Source organism: Acinetobacter sp. ANC 3929 (assembly GCF_000369405.1).
GTDB lineage: Bacteria > Pseudomonadota > Gammaproteobacteria > Pseudomonadales > Moraxellaceae > Acinetobacter.
Map to the genome: position 1 here is coordinate 340,662 of NZ_KB849994.1, position 15,887 is coordinate 356,548.

At 39.4% G+C, this 15,887-nt stretch carries 16 protein-coding genes; 8 read left to right on the forward strand and 8 right to left on the reverse strand.

Annotation, left to right across the window (positions count from 1 at the left end):
* Positions 1-43: 43 nt before the first annotated feature.
* The 4 genes from oxyR to rubA all read right to left on the reverse strand — a co-directional run bounded on the left by oxyR (position 44) and on the right by rubA (position 3,414).
* Positions 44-949 (reverse strand): LysR family transcriptional regulator OxyR, encoded by a 906-nt coding sequence (oxyR, locus tag F909_RS18110; protein WP_005145424.1) that lies wholly within the window; start codon positions 947-949, stop codon positions 44-46.
* 6 nt (positions 950-955) lie between these two features.
* Positions 956-1,900: an esterase EstB gene (gene estB / locus F909_RS18105; RefSeq protein WP_005145426.1), complete on the reverse strand. Its 945-nt coding sequence runs from the start codon at positions 1,898-1,900 to the stop codon at positions 956-958.
* Positions 1,901-1,984: 84 nt separating this feature from the next.
* Positions 1,985-3,166, reverse strand: a complete 1,182-nt coding sequence (rubB, locus tag F909_RS18100) for a rubredoxin reductase RubB (RefSeq protein WP_005145428.1) — start codon at positions 3,164-3,166, stop codon at positions 1,985-1,987.
* Positions 3,167-3,249: 83 nt separating this feature from the next.
* Complete coding sequence (rubA, locus tag F909_RS18095) at positions 3,250-3,414, reverse strand: rubredoxin RubA (protein WP_004678010.1); 165 nt, start codon at positions 3,412-3,414, stop codon at positions 3,250-3,252.
* A 348-nt stretch (positions 3,415-3,762) separates the two neighbouring features.
* On the opposite strand from rubA, the gene F909_RS18090 reads away from it, so the two are divergent.
* Positions 3,763-4,200, forward strand: a complete 438-nt coding sequence (locus F909_RS18090) for an SRPBCC family protein (protein ID WP_004808488.1) — start codon at positions 3,763-3,765, stop codon at positions 4,198-4,200.
* A gap of 158 nt (positions 4,201-4,358) precedes the next feature.
* Entirely contained in the window at positions 4,359-5,885 is a 1,527-nt protein-coding gene (gene lysS, locus F909_RS18085; protein WP_004808486.1) for a lysine--tRNA ligase, read from the forward strand.
* Positions 5,886-5,938: 53 nt separating this feature from the next.
* Here the strand turns inward: lysS and F909_RS18080 are convergent, their stop codons facing one another.
* On the reverse strand, positions 5,939-6,436 hold the full coding sequence (locus F909_RS18080) for a DUF2059 domain-containing protein (RefSeq protein WP_005145431.1): 498 nt from the start codon (positions 6,434-6,436) through the stop codon (positions 5,939-5,941).
* Positions 6,437-6,603: 167 nt separating this feature from the next.
* On the opposite strand from F909_RS18080, the gene F909_RS18075 reads away from it, so the two are divergent.
* The 4 genes from F909_RS18075 to F909_RS18060 all read left to right on the forward strand — a co-directional run bounded on the left by F909_RS18075 (position 6,604) and on the right by F909_RS18060 (position 11,424).
* Positions 6,604-8,049 (forward strand): capsule assembly Wzi family protein, encoded by a 1,446-nt coding sequence (locus tag F909_RS18075; RefSeq protein ID WP_005145432.1) that lies wholly within the window; start codon positions 6,604-6,606, stop codon positions 8,047-8,049.
* Positions 8,050-8,371: 322 nt separating this feature from the next.
* Positions 8,372-9,280 (forward strand): sulfate adenylyltransferase subunit CysD, encoded by a 909-nt coding sequence (gene cysD / locus F909_RS18070; RefSeq protein WP_004808480.1) that lies wholly within the window; start codon positions 8,372-8,374, stop codon positions 9,278-9,280.
* Positions 9,281-9,363: 83 nt separating this feature from the next.
* A complete protein-coding gene (gene cysN, locus F909_RS18065; protein WP_005145434.1) occupies positions 9,364-10,977 on the forward strand; it encodes a sulfate adenylyltransferase subunit CysN in 1,614 nt (537 codons plus the stop codon).
* 90 nt (positions 10,978-11,067) lie between these two features.
* Complete coding sequence (locus F909_RS18060; RefSeq protein ID WP_005145436.1) at positions 11,068-11,424, forward strand: hypothetical protein; 357 nt, start codon at positions 11,068-11,070, stop codon at positions 11,422-11,424.
* A 47-nt stretch (positions 11,425-11,471) separates the two neighbouring features.
* On the opposite strand, the gene F909_RS18055 is transcribed toward F909_RS18060, so the two are convergent.
* Positions 11,472-12,023, reverse strand: a complete 552-nt coding sequence (locus tag F909_RS18055; RefSeq protein WP_005145438.1) for a DUF2239 family protein — start codon at positions 12,021-12,023, stop codon at positions 11,472-11,474.
* 217 nt (positions 12,024-12,240) lie between these two features.
* On the opposite strand from F909_RS18055, the gene F909_RS18050 reads away from it, so the two are divergent.
* Together F909_RS18050 and F909_RS18045 are read left to right on the forward strand one after the other, a co-directional pair.
* Positions 12,241-12,756, forward strand: coding sequence for a hypothetical protein (locus tag F909_RS18050; RefSeq protein WP_005145441.1), 516 nt, complete (start codon positions 12,241-12,243; stop codon positions 12,754-12,756).
* Between the two features lie 67 nt (positions 12,757-12,823).
* Positions 12,824-13,087, forward strand: a complete 264-nt coding sequence (locus tag F909_RS18045) for a ribosomal protein L7/L12 (protein WP_005145444.1) — start codon at positions 12,824-12,826, stop codon at positions 13,085-13,087.
* 38 nt (positions 13,088-13,125) lie between these two features.
* Here F909_RS18045 and F909_RS18040 read toward each other — a convergent pair whose 3' ends face one another.
* Together F909_RS18040 and F909_RS18035 are read right to left on the reverse strand one after the other, a co-directional pair.
* Positions 13,126-14,454, reverse strand: coding sequence for a polyamine export protein PaeA (locus F909_RS18040; protein WP_005145448.1), 1,329 nt, complete (start codon positions 14,452-14,454; stop codon positions 13,126-13,128).
* Between the two features lie 201 nt (positions 14,455-14,655).
* Positions 14,656-15,657: a LysR family transcriptional regulator gene (locus tag F909_RS18035; protein ID WP_004808464.1), complete on the reverse strand. Its 1,002-nt coding sequence runs from the start codon at positions 15,655-15,657 to the stop codon at positions 14,656-14,658.
* Positions 15,658-15,887: the final 230 nt, after the last annotated feature.

The window sequence follows — 15,887 nt, forward strand, 5'->3', positions numbered from 1 at the left end:
ATTGAAAAGCCTGTAATTCGATCTGAATTACAGGCTTTTTTTATTACGATAAATGAGCCGTGATTTTTTGCAGAATTTGCAAGATCACATCAAACTCACTTTGTAATGGTGTGCTTTTACGGGTCACTAAAGCCAATGTGCGGCTTGGTGCAGCTTCAATCGCTTTCACATCAATCTCTTCATTGAAATGAATCATGCTGTTTTTGAGTGCGATTTCAGGTAAAAGGGTGAAACCAAGATCTGAAGAGACCATTTCAACCAGTGTTGGTAATGAGCTTGCTTTTAAGCGATGATCATTTTTGCGCTCACCCACAGGGCAGGCACTTAAAGCATGATCACGTAAGCAATGCCCTTCTTCGAGCAACATTAAACGAGATAAATCTAAATCATCTAATGAGTTGGCATTGGCAGCATTAGTGTCTTTCTTGTTATACACAAGGAAGAGGTGCTCTTTGGCAATTTCAGCAACTTTTAGACTGCGCGTATCAAACGGAAGCGCAAGTACAATCATGTCTAAATTACCATGTTCTAACTTCTCTACAATCTTCTCACTTTGAGCTTCATGTAAGTGTAGTTGGATTTTTGGCAATTGCTGATGAACTTCATCTAAGAGTTGAGTCAGAATAAAAGGTGCAATGGTTGGAATAATACCGAGATGTAAATCACCTGTTAATGGTTCACTCATCTCTCGACTTAAACGCATCAGGTCCTGGGCATCGGCAAGCAACACTCGCGCTCGCGCTACCACTTGCTCACCTAATGGGGTTAAACGGACGTTTTGACGATCACGCTCAACTAAGACGCCACCTAATAAACGCTCCAATTCCATGATGCCACCAGACAGTGTTGACTGGGTAACAAAGGAACGACGCGCTGCTTCAGTAAAATGTAAAGTTTCTGACAACGTAACTAAATATGATAGCTGTCTTAATGAGGGTAATGCAGCCATAGTGTCCTAGTGTGATGATCTAAAGTGGTGAGTAAACAAACCACTAAGTTGCGGAATGAAATGTGCAGGAATATCATGCCCCATTCCTTGAATTAATTCAAACTTAGCACCAGAAATTGCTTTTGCAACAGCTTTCCCGTGACTTGGTGGTAACAGGCGATCTTTTGATCCGTGTACAACCAATGTCGGCTGAGTAATTGTTTTGTTCAATGCTAACAAAGAACCTGTACATAATATTGCTAAAAATTGTTGAAGTACACCCGCTGGGTAAAAACTACGTCGATATAATTTGCGAATGGTTTGAATTGATTCGACTGGATTGACATAACCAGGTGAACCGATTATGCGGAAAACATTTAAACTATGATTAATAATTGTTTCTTCATCATGCCCCTCAGGTTTACCTAATAAACTGAAAAGCTGCTTTGGAAAAGGCGGAGGTAAAAATGGTTGATTATTACTGGTAAATAACAAACCGATTTTTTCTACTTTTTCTGGATATTTCGCAGCAACAATCTGTGAAATCATTCCGCCCATTGAGGCACCAATAATGTAGGCTTTTTCGATACCTAATTGATCAATCAGCATCGCCACATCATCGGCCATATCATATAAGGTATAAGGTGCACCTTCATTGCGAAGGCCAAACATGAAGCGACTCATCAATTTCATGGTATTGAGTCGTTTGCCTTTATTGCGAATTTTAGAAGATAAACCAATATCACGGTTATCAAAGCGGACCACACGGAAACCTTGATCGATTAAGGCTTTACAGAAGAAATCAGGCCAAAACAGCATTTGTGCGCCTAGGCCCATGATTAATAAGATCGTTGGATGCTCGGGATTCCCACCCATTTCAACATGTAGTTCAATGCCATTGCCCAAAGTAACTTTGGTTTCCTGCATAAAAGACGCATAGGGTGACACGTTAAATTGGAGGGCACTGTTCATGATCTTCGTTCCAAATAGTATTCTTCTTATTGCGTAGAGAGTTTGGAGGAAATTCTTTTCTCAACAAACTCTCGTATTTAAACCTTAAACTTGCGCTGGAATCAAGTCAGGAACCAGCTTGGTAAGTGTTAAACGCTGTTTGCCTGCAGTTGGGCCTAACAGTACAAAACCTCTTAAGGTTCCTTCGCCATCAGCTGCTTTGGCAAGCATACCGTCATCAAACTCTTCAGTTTCCCAGTTCACATCCACATTAAGTGGTGCAGGTAAAACCGTCAATGGCGCAGCTGGTGTTTTTACCGCAACTGGCATCGCTGGGTAGTGTACCGCTGTACTTTGACCACTGAGGGTTTTTGCTAAAGCGCGTGCTTGTTGCATGATTGGCATCACATATGGCAATAACGTGCCATTTACTTCTGCACAGTCTCCAACAGCATAGATATCAGCTTGATTGGTTTCTAGCAATGTGTTGGTAATAATGCCACGACTGGTTTGAATGTCTGCTGTTTTTGCTAAAGCGATATTCGGCTGTAAACCAATCGCGGATAGTACAATATCTGCCACTAAGGTTTGACCGGTAGCTAAAGTGACTTCGTAGTCTTCACCATTGTTAATTTTGGTGACTTTTTCAACCGTGGTAGAGAGGGCGAACTTAATGCCTGCCTGCTCTAAATTGGTTTTGAAGGCTTCAGCGACATGGTTCGGTAATAAGCGACCGAGGGGCTGAGGGGCTAAGTCAATCACTGTAACATCATATTGGCTATGCAATAAGTCATTGGCAAATTCACAGCCAATCAGACCTGCACCAAGAATAACCACACGTTTATCTTTACGTTTTGCAAGGTTTTCACGGAAGATACGGTAGTCGATCAGCGAGTTCACGACATGAATGTCATCACTGCCATCACCCGCAATGGCTAATCGAATCGGGTTTGCACCGACAGCCAATACTAACTTTGAATAAGGCTGAGTAATGGTTTGACCATTTTTTTCTAATATAATTTCGTGGTTTTCAGCATCAATGGCTTTTACCCAAGTATCTGCTTCAATACGCATATTCAGTTGAGTTGCCATTTTAGTCGCATCGCCTAAAGCGATTTGTTCTGGTGCTTTGTTCCCCGCAAAGGCATTGGATAATGTTGGTTTTGCATAATTTACCGCATCATCTGCACAGATCATAACCAGTTCTTGTTCAGGACTTAGTTTACGAAACTCTCGCGCTACGGTGTAACCTGCCATGCCCGATCCGATGATAACGATAGGATGCATTCTATTCTCCAATATTTTCTTATTTAAAAACAAACGATAGCAAAAAAAAGACCATGATCATTGTCACGGCCTTCTCGATCTATTTAGATTTCAACCATTTCAAAATCAGCTTTTGAAACGCCGCAATCTGGGCAAGTCCAATCATCTGGGATATCTTCCCATTTGGTCCCTGCTGCAATGCCGTCTTGTGGCCAACCTTCTGCTTCGTCGTAAATCCAACCACAAACGATACATTGATATTTTTTCATGTGACTCTCCAAACTGATAGGTATGTTCAAGTTGCCTTTCAGTAAAACTATTCCGTAATGTCGCTATGATCGCTGCAATAGGAACTAACTTATGCTAATCGGGAGTTAGATTTTTACGCAGAACGACATTTAAGTAAAGTAAATGCAAGAGTTTAATCATTTATTCAAAAAGTGATATGGCAATTCTATCTGAAAGTCTTGTTATTTGAGCAATTGCTCTAATTTTTTGTAAAAATATAACGCTTATACAGTTTAAAAAAGCCAAAATGTATAAATATAGTGTGTATAAAAAACAAACATTCAGAATCAATATATGATGATGAAAACAATGATCAAGGAGAAAAAAACATGGAAACCTTATCTTATAATATAAAAATTTATGCGACCCCTGAGAAAGTTTGGGAAGTTCTTTGGACTCCAGAAAGTTATCAAGCATGGACAAAATTCTTTGCATGTGATTCAACCATGACGACGGATTGGAAAGTCGGTGGCAAAACTTATTTTGGTGATGGTAAAGGCAATGGCATGATCTCCACCATTGAAAGTATAGATGAGCCTAAAGAGATTGTTTTTAAACATCTTGGGATGATCGAGAACGGCAAAGAAGATCTGGAGAGTGAGACTGTAAAGTCTTGGGCAGGTGCTTTGGAAAAATATATGCTGTTTGATTTTAATGGTGAAACACAACTGCATGTAGAAGTCGATATTCAACCAGAGCATGCAGAATTTATGAATAAAGGCTTTGATCAGGGACTTGCCATGGTCAAGCATCTGGCTGAAAAATAAGTTGTAATTGTGATCATCAGCAGAGGGTGATTGTTGTGTTATCTATATTCAAAATTGATAAATCTTGATTTTTTTGAATTGTCTGGTTGAAACAATACGAAAATGAGTTGTGATCTGCTATTCTATGTCACTTCATTTTTTACTTAATCGAGGCAGAGATGACGCAACAAAACGCTCAATCGACTTCTGAACAAACACTTTCCGAAAACGATTTAATCGCACAGCGTCATGCCAAATTAAAGCAAATCCAAGAGACTGCAAAACAAACGGGTAAGAGCCCGTGGCCAAACACGTTTAAACGTGAGCATTATGCTGCTGATTTGCAAGAACAGTTTAAAGATCAAGATAAAGCGCAAATTGAAGGTGCTGAAAAAGTTTATGTAAAAGTTGCGGGTCGTGTGATGTTAAACCGTGGATCATTTATGGTGATCCAGGACATGACAGGTCGTATCCAACTTTATGTGGACCGTAAAGGTTTGCCAGCTGACATTTTAGAAACGATTAAAAGTTTAGACCTTGGCGATATCATCGCTGCTGAAGGTTATATTGGGCGTTCGGGTAAAGGTGACTTATATGTACACCTTGAAGGTTTTGAATTACTGACCAAATCACTTCGTCCACTGCCAGATAAATTCCACGGTTTAACTGATACAGAAGCTAAATATCGTAAACGTTATTTAGATTTGATTGTAAATGAAGAGACGCGTAAGACTTTTGAAATTCGTGCCCAAGTGGTTGCAGGTATTCGTGCCTTCTTGACCAATGAACGCTTCATGGAAGTTGAAACGCCAATGATGCATGTCATTCCTGGTGGTGCATCTGCAAAGCCATTCGTAACGCATCATAATGCTTTGGACATGGAGTTGTATTTACGCGTTGCACCAGAACTCTATTTAAAACGCCTTGTGGTAGGTGGTTTTGAGCGTGTGTTTGAAATTAACCGTAACTTCCGTAATGAAGGGGTTTCGACACGCCACAACCCAGAATTCACTATGATTGAATTCTATCAAGCCTATGCAGATTATAAAGACTTGATGGTATTGACTGAAAATATGCTTGAAAAATTGGCAGTCGATATCTTGGGTTCTACTGATGTGCCTTATGGTGAAGAAGTCTATAGCTTCAAAGGTCCATTCAAAAAGATCTCAATGTTTGATGCAATTCTTGAGAATAACCCTGATTTCACACCTGAAAATGTGAATGATCGCGAGTTCTTGGCGAAATTTACCAAAGATGTTTTAAAAGAGCAGGTGAAACCTGGTTTTGGTTTAGGTAAATTGCAAACCATCGTATTTGAAGAAACGGTAGAAACGAAGCTACGTCAGCCTACTTTCATTACTGAATATCCAGCTGAAACGTCACCACTTGCACGTCGTAATGATGATAATCCACATATTACTGATCGTTTCGAGTTCTTTATTGGTGGTCGTGAACTGGCAAATGGTTTCTCTGAGTTAAATGACCCGATTGATCAGGCTGAGCGTTTCCAAGCACAGGTTGCTGAGAAAGATGCTGGTGATGACGAAGCAATGCATTACGATGCTGACTTTATCGAAGCATTGGAATATGGCTTGCCACCGACAGCAGGTCAAGGCATCGGTATTGACCGTTTGGTGATGTTGTTTGCCAATGCTGCGAGTATTCGTGACGTGTTGTTGTTCCCGCATATGCGCCGTAAAGATTAATTCTTTGATTAATAAAAAAGCCACTTTAAAAGTGGCTTTTTTATGTTGACTGATTATTCTGCTTGCATATCTTTTGCTAGTTTATCAGCAGCTTGCATAATTTTAGGTGTAATGGCATCCATTTGTTTGTAGCCCACTTGCATACTTTTTTGCATGACAATTGGCATTTTATCAATAGTCGATTGCCCTACAGGCGTTTTATAAAATTTAATCATACCGTCGATTTCTTCTTGGCTAAACTCTTCAGCATAGATTTTGATCATTTCAGGTTCTAATTTTGCCCATGTTAATTCTTCTTGCATAATTTTGCCGAGTTCCTGAGTGTAGTTAACAACGGCAAGCTCCTGTTTGGTCGTTAATTTTCTTCCTTGAGTGATCTTTTCTATACTTGAATGCATCATGCTATTGATCTGCTGACTCATTTGACCGAGGAATTGTTCTGACTTGGTTATCTTTAACAACTCTTTTACAGATTCTTTCGTTGTGGGTTGAGCAAAAGCAGGGGTAGAAATTGCTGTCATAATGACAAATGTCGCAATCATCTTTTTCATTATTTGATTTCAGTTGTGTTATAGATGAATTAAATGTTACTGATTGGCATCAATTATTGTCAATTTATGTTGCATGTTAAAAAATGTAATTGTTTCGTTTGACGATTGAAAACTACTCATAAACCAACGATCATGTCACCATAAATAAATTTGAGAACAGTTTGGATATGTTTTTAAAAAAATCGCTTTATATCGCATTATTCGCTTCTCTTTCTTTCCCAGTATTTGCACAGGGTATTGTGCTCAATGATGAAAATTTAAGAACTGATCTGAATTGGCTCAACCAACAAGGTGTAATTCAAATCAGTACATCGACTTGGCCGATGAGCGGTGATGAAATTCAACGTGCATTGTCTCAAGCAAAGATCAGTAATAATACACAGCAAAAGGTTGTGAATTCTATTGTAAACGCCTTACAAGCAGATAATGCAACTGTGAAAGTGGGCTTACATGCTGGAACAGATATTAAGACTGTTCCGCAAGCATTCGGTGACAATCAGAAATCTCAATATCAGGCTGCAGTTGAGTTTAATGCGGGCGGTGAAAATTGGGATGCAAAACTTCGTGTGAATGGCGAAAAAGATCCATTAATTGATAATGGGCATGATGCAAATGTTGAAGGTTCATACATTGCAGGCAAGCTGTGGAATCAGTGGGTCATCGCTGGTCAGATTCCGACCTATTGGGGACCTGGGCATGATGGTAGTTTGATCCGTGGTGATGCGAGTCGCCCTGTTTATGGTGTGACTGCGCAACGTGCAGTGCAAAATGCATTTGAAACAAAATGGCTGTCTTGGATTGGTCCTTGGCAATACCAAGCTTTTGCTGGGCAACTGGATGATTATAAAGCGGTGCCAGATACTAAATTGATCGGTTTGCGTTTAACAGCTCGTCCATTCCAAGCCTTAGAAATTGGTGCTTCACGTGCAATTCAGTGGGGCGGTGAAGGACGACCAGAAAGTTTGAGTTCGCTTTGGGATGCTTTCACTGGAACAAAAGATAATGGCGGTACGGGAAAAGCTGATCCATCTAACCAGATTGCTGGTTTTGATGGTCGATTGTTCTTACAGCCATTATTGAATGTGCCTGTGAGTTTATATACGCAATTTGTAGGTGAAGATGAAGCAGGTGGCCTACCAGCTAAATATATGTACCTTGGTGGTGCTGATTTTTCATCGAGCTATAAAAATATGCCATACCAGCTTTATGCTGAATGGGCGGATACGCGTACCAATGGCGAAGTAAGAAAAATTTCTTATACCCATACGACCTATAAAGATGGTTATTACCAACACGGTTTCCCATTGGGACACGCGATTGGTGGTGATGGTCAAATGTATTCGGTTGGCGGTGATATTCGTTTTGATCTGATGAATCGTTTAAATGGGCGTGTTATATATGCCAAAGTGAATCAATCCAACTTGGCAATTAATGCAGCATTTCCAAAAGAGGATACCGTAAAAGGTCTTGATTTGACTTGGACGCATTATCTGAAACCGACTATTCCATTAAAAGTGAATGGCTGGGTCAGTGACTCAGATCGTGATGGTCGTGATGGCGGGGTTTCAGTTGGTGTTGAAATTCCTCTGGAAACAAAGATGTTCCGTTTCTAATTCATGTATATAGTAAAAGAAGCTCTTAGGAGCTTCTTTTACTTTGCTTCATTTATGTAAAGTGGATTGTTTTAATATCTATGAATCTTATTTTCATATCATAATTTTGCATATTGATATGAAAAAACAAGCTAAAGAACTGAATCTAAATTATTATAATGAATAACCTTTACTCAGTAGCAAGTTCTACTGCAAGTAAGAATATCGATATCATGAAAAATTGGAGTTGTTATGGCACTCGTTCCTCCACACAGTCTTCAAAGTGGTGGTTTAATACCGCTTATAGATTTTATGGATAGCATGGATAAGGAGGAAATTGTACATGACTGAAAATAGATTAACTCACCTCAAGCAACTTGAGGCAGAAAGTATTCATATTATTCGTGAAGTTGCAGCTGAATTTGAAAATCCTGTGATGCTTTACTCGATTGGTAAAGACTCGGCAGTGATGTTGCATTTGGCATTAAAAGCATTCTATCCAGCGAAACTCCCATTCCCACTATTGCATGTAGATACGGGTTGGAAGTTTAAAGACATGATTGCTTTTCGTGACAACATGGCCAAAACGCATGGCTTCGATTTGATCGTGCATCAGAATGTAGAAGGTCGTGAGGCTGGGATTAACCCGTTTGATCATGGCAGTTCAAAATATACGGATATCATGAAAACCCAAGGTTTAAAACAAGCTTTGGATAAGTATCAGTTTGATGCTGCTTTTGGTGGTGCACGTCGTGATGAAGAAAAATCGCGTGCCAAAGAGCGTGTGTATTCTTTCCGTGACAATAAACATCGTTGGGATCCAAAAAACCAACGTCCAGAACTTTGGAACCTTTACAACGGTAAAGTGAACAAAGGCGAAAGTATTCGTGTATTCCCATTGTCTAACTGGACTGAGTTAGATATCTGGCAATATATCTATTTGGAAAACATTCAACTCGTTCCTCTTTATTTCTCCGCGGTTCGACCTGTGGTTGAGCGTAGTGGTACGTTAATCATGGTTGATGATGAACGTATGCGCTTAAAAGAGGGTGAAGTTCCACAAATGAAATCGGTACGTTTCCGTACACTTGGTTGTTACCCCTTAACCGGTGCAGTTGAGTCTGAAGCAGATACCTTGCCTGAAATTATCCAAGAAATGCTTTTAGCAACTAGCTCTGAGCGTCAGGGTCGTATGATTGATCATGATGAGGCTGGTTCGATGGAAAAGAAAAAGCAAGAAGGTTATTTCTAATTTCCTTAAGCAAGTTCCTCTTTTGAAAGAGGGATTTAGGGAGATTAAAACCGATTTCTAAAGAATATGTGGAGTTTTGAGCAATGTCTCATCAATCAGATCTTATTAGCCAAGACATCTTGGGATATTTAAAACAGCATGAGCAAAAAGATTTATTGCGGTTTTTGACGTGCGGTAATGTCGATGATGGTAAAAGTACCTTAATTGGTCGTTTACTTTACGATTCAAAATTGATTTATGAAGATCAATTGCAAGCGGTAACACGTGACAGTAAGAAAGTAGGTACTACAGGTGATGCACCTGACCTTGCCTTACTGGTTGATGGTTTACAGGCTGAACGTGAGCAAGGTATTACCATTGACGTGGCTTATCGCTATTTCTCTACCGAAAAGCGTAAGTTCATCATTGCCGATACGCCTGGACATGAACAATACACACGTAATATGGCAACGGGCGCATCAACGGCCGATCTTGCGATTATCTTGATCGATGCACGTTATGGTGTACAAACACAAACTCGTCGCCATTCGTTCATTGCAAGCTTACTCGGTATTAAAAATATCGTTGTCGCGATTAACAAGATGGACTTGGTTGAGTTCTCTGAAGCGCGTTTCAATGAAATCCAAGTTGAATATGATGCCTTCGTCAGTCAACTCGGTGATCGTCGCCCTGAAAATATTGTATTTGTTCCGATTTCGGCATTGAATGGTGATAACGTCGTTAATCCATCTGCAAGTACGCCGTGGTACAAGGGTCAAACCTTGATGAACCTTCTTGAGTCAGTGGAAATTAAACGTGAATCGAATAAGCGTGAATTCCGTTTCCCTGTTCAGTATGTGAATCGTCCAAACCTCGATTTCCGTGGTTTTGCAGGTACGATTGCGCTGGGTGAAATTAATGTTGGTGATGAAATTATTGCATTGCCATCAGGGAAAAAATCAACAGTTAAAGAGATTGTAACTTTTGATGGAAATCTTGAACAAGCGGTTGCTGGCCAAGCTGTTACTTTAACCTTAAATGATGAAATTGATATTTCACGTGGCAACGTACTAGTACGTGCAGGTGAACAGCCATTAATTTCACGTAGTGTGCGTGCATCTGTTGTTTGGATGAATGAACATCCTTTGGTGAAAGGCAAGCTGTACAACGTCAAAATTGGTACGCAAACTGTTCCTGCTAAAGTGACTGCAATTAACTTCCGTGTCAATGTGAATACATTGGAGCACACGCAAGTTGAGGAACTAGAGTTGAATGCAATTGCGGATGTTGTAGTCGAATTTGATGCACCAGTAGTCTTTGATCAATACCAAGACAGCCGTTACACAGGTTCATTTATCTTTATTGACCGTCTAAGCAACGTGACGGTCGGTGCAGGTATGGTTGAAGCCGCGGTTGAATGGACAGCGCATAGCAATCCTGTGACTGCGGAAGATCGTGCAGCTCGTTTAGGTCAAAAGCCTGCGGTGATTGGTGTTTCTGCATCGTTGATCGAGAAAGCTCAAGCTTTAGAAAGCTTATTGATCCAACAGGGTGTAGTTGCGATTGCGAAAGCAAATTTAACTGCTGAGCAAATTGCATTGTTGCGTGAGACAGGTGTTGTAATTATCACGACGACTGTGGATGGTACAGATACCGAGATTTCTGCTGAAACGGTTGAGGAAGCCGCTGAGAAAGTGGTGGAATTAGTTCGTCTTTAATCGGCTGAATTGATTTTGTAAAAACCCGCGTAAGCGGGTTTTTTTGTATTGTGTATACTCTATATTTTTATATAACTACATTTCTAATAGATGAAACTTGAAACCTTGAATAAAAATGCTGAATTCTATATCGCTTCACTAGCTCTAGGAGTTTTAGGGGGAATGAAACAGGGTGTTCTTTCTCCTGAAGCTGGAATATGGTCTTTAGCAAGGTCGAGCTTTTCTAATGAATTCTTAAAATCCACAATAATTTCTGACGATCTGAAATATGTAATCGCATGTTTTGATGAGATTGATGCTTTATCTGACTTTGATGGTGGAGAGGTAAAGCAACAGAAAATGATTGATGAATTGAAAGAGAGATGTCTAAATTGTTTGCAGAGAGTTGATTATAAAAATATTGATATGAAAATGACATCTTCAATAAGTGATGAAGATGATTTATAGGTTAAGTCTGATTGTTCCACTTATCAAAAGGCGGAACAATCAAAAAATTAAAAAATATTTTGGGTTTTTTGAATTAAATATTCTTTTAGATCTTTAGGATAATCCTGAATTATTTTCAAAAAGACTTCCCGATCACCCTGATATAAAGCACGGGTTGCCTCTTCATAATTTGGCATATTACCTAGCATGGCAGACATAAAGCGGTCTGTAGACTGTTTGGCAAGCATGATATTGCTTTCAGAAGTTGGGTCATTCAGCTCTTTATCAATCAGTTTACGAATCACAGCAGAAGCACTTGCACTCTGTTGGTCTAACCAATCCCAATGTTTTTTCTGTAAGGTAATTTCACGAGAGATGACTCCAAGTTTAGGTCGCCCAACTTTCTTTGTCGGCTCAGGCTCGCTATAACGTTGATGAATTTCTTGTTCAGAACCAGAAAGATCAAGATCAACCTGTCGGCCAGTTTGATCATTGAAAATTAAAATATTCTCAGCTGTCTTAGGCGTAAGTTTAATCTTAATTGCAAGTTCAGCAGGTTGCCCACTTGCGATAAATGTACTCCCTGAAAAGGCAGTGTAGGTTGTTGTTTGAGTATTCATTTTCTTTGGATTGTTTTATACGGGTAAAATGATATTATCAGGGTATAAATAATTATGCAAATAAATAACGCTTCAAAAAGATCTGATTCATTTGGAGAGCCAGCTCTGAAACCTGACATAAAAAATGATGCAGATAGAATCCCAATTTTCAATTTTATTCTGCTTTGATAACGCTTTTATGAGACAATGTTTTTTTATTTTGTGTATTAGGACTCCCATGATTGAGCAATCTCCTGAATCTTTAAGCGATATCGAAATTTTAGACATTTTACAGTCTATGAAAAAAGATAAGCTGGATACGGAAGCAAATGAGATTATCCGTAATGGGGGGAAAGCCGGACGTCAAGAAGCACATAAACAAGCTTTGGTTGCACTGAATACAAACTTTGAAGAAAAGTTTGTAGAAGCGGTGACACTGGCATTAGGCTTGAATGCAGGTCAGGCGAAAAAAATTCGCTATAAAAAAGATCGTATCCGTATTTTAAAAGTGCGAGGTATTGATTATTTAGCGATTGATGGTGCAGAAACTGCACAGGTTTTAGCTCAGGTTGCTCAAGCGATTACTCGTGAAGATGCGATCGTGACCGAAGGTTTGCACAATATTTTCCCATTTTGGAAAGAAGGTTGGCCGATGGTTCAGTTTGATAATGCCTATAAAATCTTGGCAGAAGACATTGGGATTCACTATCAAGCGACGCTGGATGAGCTCATTTCATTGTATGGCGGGAATTAAGGAATTATAAATATCCTGTTCTGATCAATACGGTTGCCAATAGAAAATAACAAGGATTGTTACTTTTATGAATTTACCACCAACGATTCCTGCAGAAGCTTTAGCTATGCTTCGCGCAGGGCAACTGATTGATGCAATCAAGATCACACGAGAAAAAACAGGTTTAGGTCTAAAGGAATCTAAAGATTTAATTGATCAGTATTTGCAAGACCATCCACAAGAGCAGGCGCAGATTCAAGAGCAGTTAGCGCAGCGGAGTCGTGGTGGAATTAAAATATTTATTTTAATTTTATTGATTTTCGCAGCCGTGATCTGGTTTGTTGTGAAATAAAAAAAAGCCCATCTATGGGCTTTTTTTAGCTTTCAAGATTAATCATCTTGGGGAGCTGGAGATTCACCTTCGAGATTTGGTAAAACTTGGGTCACCAGTAATTGGTCAATTTTATAGTGGTCAATATCGACAACTTCAAACTTAAACCCTGCATATTCTACTGCATCGGCAGGGCGTGGGATTTTGCGTAAACGATACATGATAAAGCCCGCAATCGTTTCGTAATTTTCATTTTCTGGAAATTCTTCGATAGTTAAAGCATGTTTTACATCTTCAATTGGTGTGCTGCCATCAATCAGCCAAGAATGATTATCGCGTTTGATAATCTGCTTTTCCTCATCCATTGGTGTGACCCAGTCTCCCATGACCGTGATCATAATATCGCTGAGCGTGATAACACCTACAACCAAAGCATACTCGTTGATCACAACAGCAAACTTTTCTTTGGTCGAGCGGAAACGATCCAGCAATTCAGACAAGGTTAAAGAGTCTGGAATAATCAGGACATTACGGATGGTCGATTCATTGAGTTGGGTAAAGGACTGATTGTTTAAGATACGCACCAAAATATCTTTGGCATCGACATAACCAATGACCTGATCAATATGTTCACTACACACTAAGAATTTTGAATAAGGATGTTCAGCCAGTTTTTGACGAATACTCTGTTCTGCTTCATTTAAGGTGAAATAAACAATATTTTCTCGTGCTGTCATGCTGGATGGGACAGTCCGTTCTTCAAGCTCAAATACATTTTCAATGAAATGATGCTCTTGTTTTTGTAAGACACCAGCTTGTGCACCTGCATTTACGATGGCAGAAATATCATCAAAAGTCATACTGTCATCGCGTTTAGTATCAATTTTAAAGATTCTAAAAATTGAATTTGCAATGATATTAATAAACCAAGCCAATGGTCTGCAGATTTTGATAAAGATGGTAATTGGATTGATGACTTTAATGGCTAATTTTTCTGGGAAAATCATGGCCAGACGTTTTGGCATCAAATCAGCAAATAAGATAAATAGGGAAGTGACTGTTAAAAAAGATAAGCTGAATCCGATCGTATCTGCCCAAGGGCCTGGATAAAGCTCTGTCGCCAAGTTATGGAAGTAGGGACGCAATGAGGATTCACCGACAATACCACCCAGGATCGCGACAGCATTCACACCGACTTGCGTAGATGCGAAAAAGTCTGCGGAGTTTTCCTGCAACTCAATGACTTTATTTGCTCTTTCCTCACCGCTTTCAGCAATGAGTTTGAGTTTGAGTTTTCGTGATCCAGCAATCGCGATTTCAGATAAGGATAAAAAGAATGAACATGCGACTAGAAGGACTAGAATCATCATGCTTTGTAAAATATCCATACATCACCTATGTTGATAGGACACAGCCTATAAAATCGCTTATGCAAATAATTGTTTGTTACGCATTATTTCACTCGCTTATTCTTTAAGAGAATATAATCTATCAATAAGTAAAAGAAATAAATTTTTATTGATATTATTATTAAAACAATCAGCCACACATAAGATATGGCTGAAATTTCATCTTGTTAATGTGTCTGTTTAGAAAAAGCTATGTGGTAATTGTGAATTGCCATTATTCAACAAATACTCACGATTTTCTTCCTCAATCATTTGACGTGCAACAAACAAAATCAATTGTCTGAGCCAACGATGTGCAGGATGATGATGCAATAACGGACACCAAGCCATTTTTAGTTCAAATTCTGGAATATAGAAAGGAGGGTCTTTTATAACCAGTCTAGGATTTTGTGTTTGTAAGCGCGCCATACGTGTTGGTAGCGTCGCGATTAAATCTACATTTTGCGCCAAGAGTGCTGGCATTTGATAATGACGGGTAAATACAGAGATCTTACGGCGTTGACCAATACGCTCTAAAGCTTGATCAATCCAACCTAAGCCCGCTTGTTTTTCTGGATTAACACCAAAGCCGACACCCATGCCCGTTTTAGACACCCAGATATGTTGTGCATCTAAATAGCTTTTTAAATTGAGGTGAGTCACTGCAGGGTGCTTATCATTTAAAATACAGCTAAAACTATCACGCCATACCAAAACCTGATGAAAGCTTTGAGGAATTTCGTTGAAGCGGTTAATCGCTAAATCAACTTTACCTTGTTCCATATCACGGTAGGACACGTCACTTGGTGTTAAGAAATCCAAGACAACGTTCGGTGCTTCTGAGCGTAATGCCTTAACAAGACGTGGTACCAAAGTCGCTTCGGCATAATCGGATGTCATAATCCGGAATACACGATTACTGGTATAAGGACGGAATTCAGTACGTGGTTCAAGGATCATTGAAAGATCAGCTAACGCATCTCGAATACGTGGCTGTAATTCTAATGCACGTTCTGTTGGCGTCATGCCTTCAGAAGAACGAATGAGTAGGGGGTCGTTAAATAAATTACGTAAACGACGTAGAATATTACTCATCGCAGGCTGGGTGACACCCAATTGCTCTGCTGCGCGGGTGACATTTTTTTCACGAAGAAGTACGTCAAGATAAATTAATAAATTGAGATCGACGCGCTCCAGATTCATAAAAAAAATACCGAAAATAAAATCCTTGAATTGCCTTGAATTATGACATATTCAGAGGGATTTGTGTAACTTAATCCTACATAAAAGCAACAGCGGCAATGCTTATCCCCCAACTTGGCACATTCTGTCGATTTATTTAATTTTGACGGCTTTTTATGGTGTGCTTTTGTATTCAAATTGAAGAAAAACATAGAGGAAAATTGTCATTTTCTGCAACTTGAATAAGTAAA

Excerpts from the sequence above, each read along its gene's own strand:
- oxyR (WP_005145424.1), bottom strand. The coding sequence starts at position 949 with ATGGCTGCATTACCCTCATTAAGACAGCTATCATATTTAGTTACGTTG.
- estB (WP_005145426.1), bottom strand. The coding sequence starts at position 1,900 with ATGAACAGTGCCCTCCAATTTAACGTGTCACCCTATGCGTCTTTTATG.
- rubB (WP_005145428.1), bottom strand. The coding sequence starts at position 3,166 with ATGCATCCTATCGTTATCATCGGATCGGGCATGGCAGGTTACACCGTA.
- rubA (WP_004678010.1), bottom strand. The coding sequence starts at position 3,414 with ATGAAAAAATATCAATGTATCGTTTGTGGTTGGATTTACGACGAAGCA.
- F909_RS18090 (WP_004808488.1), top strand. The coding sequence starts at position 3,763 with ATGGAAACCTTATCTTATAATATAAAAATTTATGCGACCCCTGAGAAA.
- lysS (WP_004808486.1), top strand. The coding sequence starts at position 4,359 with ATGACGCAACAAAACGCTCAATCGACTTCTGAACAAACACTTTCCGAA.
- F909_RS18080 (WP_005145431.1), bottom strand. The coding sequence starts at position 6,436 with ATGAAAAAGATGATTGCGACATTTGTCATTATGACAGCAATTTCTACC.
- F909_RS18075 (WP_005145432.1), top strand. The coding sequence starts at position 6,604 with ATGTTTTTAAAAAAATCGCTTTATATCGCATTATTCGCTTCTCTTTCT.
- cysD (WP_004808480.1), top strand. The coding sequence starts at position 8,372 with ATGACTGAAAATAGATTAACTCACCTCAAGCAACTTGAGGCAGAAAGT.
- cysN (WP_005145434.1), top strand. The coding sequence starts at position 9,364 with ATGTCTCATCAATCAGATCTTATTAGCCAAGACATCTTGGGATATTTA.
- F909_RS18060 (WP_005145436.1), top strand. The coding sequence starts at position 11,068 with ATGAAACTTGAAACCTTGAATAAAAATGCTGAATTCTATATCGCTTCA.
- F909_RS18055 (WP_005145438.1), bottom strand. The coding sequence starts at position 12,023 with ATGAATACTCAAACAACAACCTACACTGCCTTTTCAGGGAGTACATTT.
- F909_RS18050 (WP_005145441.1), top strand. The coding sequence starts at position 12,241 with ATGATTGAGCAATCTCCTGAATCTTTAAGCGATATCGAAATTTTAGAC.
- F909_RS18045 (WP_005145444.1), top strand. The coding sequence starts at position 12,824 with ATGAATTTACCACCAACGATTCCTGCAGAAGCTTTAGCTATGCTTCGC.
- F909_RS18040 (WP_005145448.1), bottom strand. The coding sequence starts at position 14,454 with ATGGATATTTTACAAAGCATGATGATTCTAGTCCTTCTAGTCGCATGT.
- F909_RS18035 (WP_004808464.1), bottom strand. The coding sequence starts at position 15,657 with ATGAATCTGGAGCGCGTCGATCTCAATTTATTAATTTATCTTGACGTA.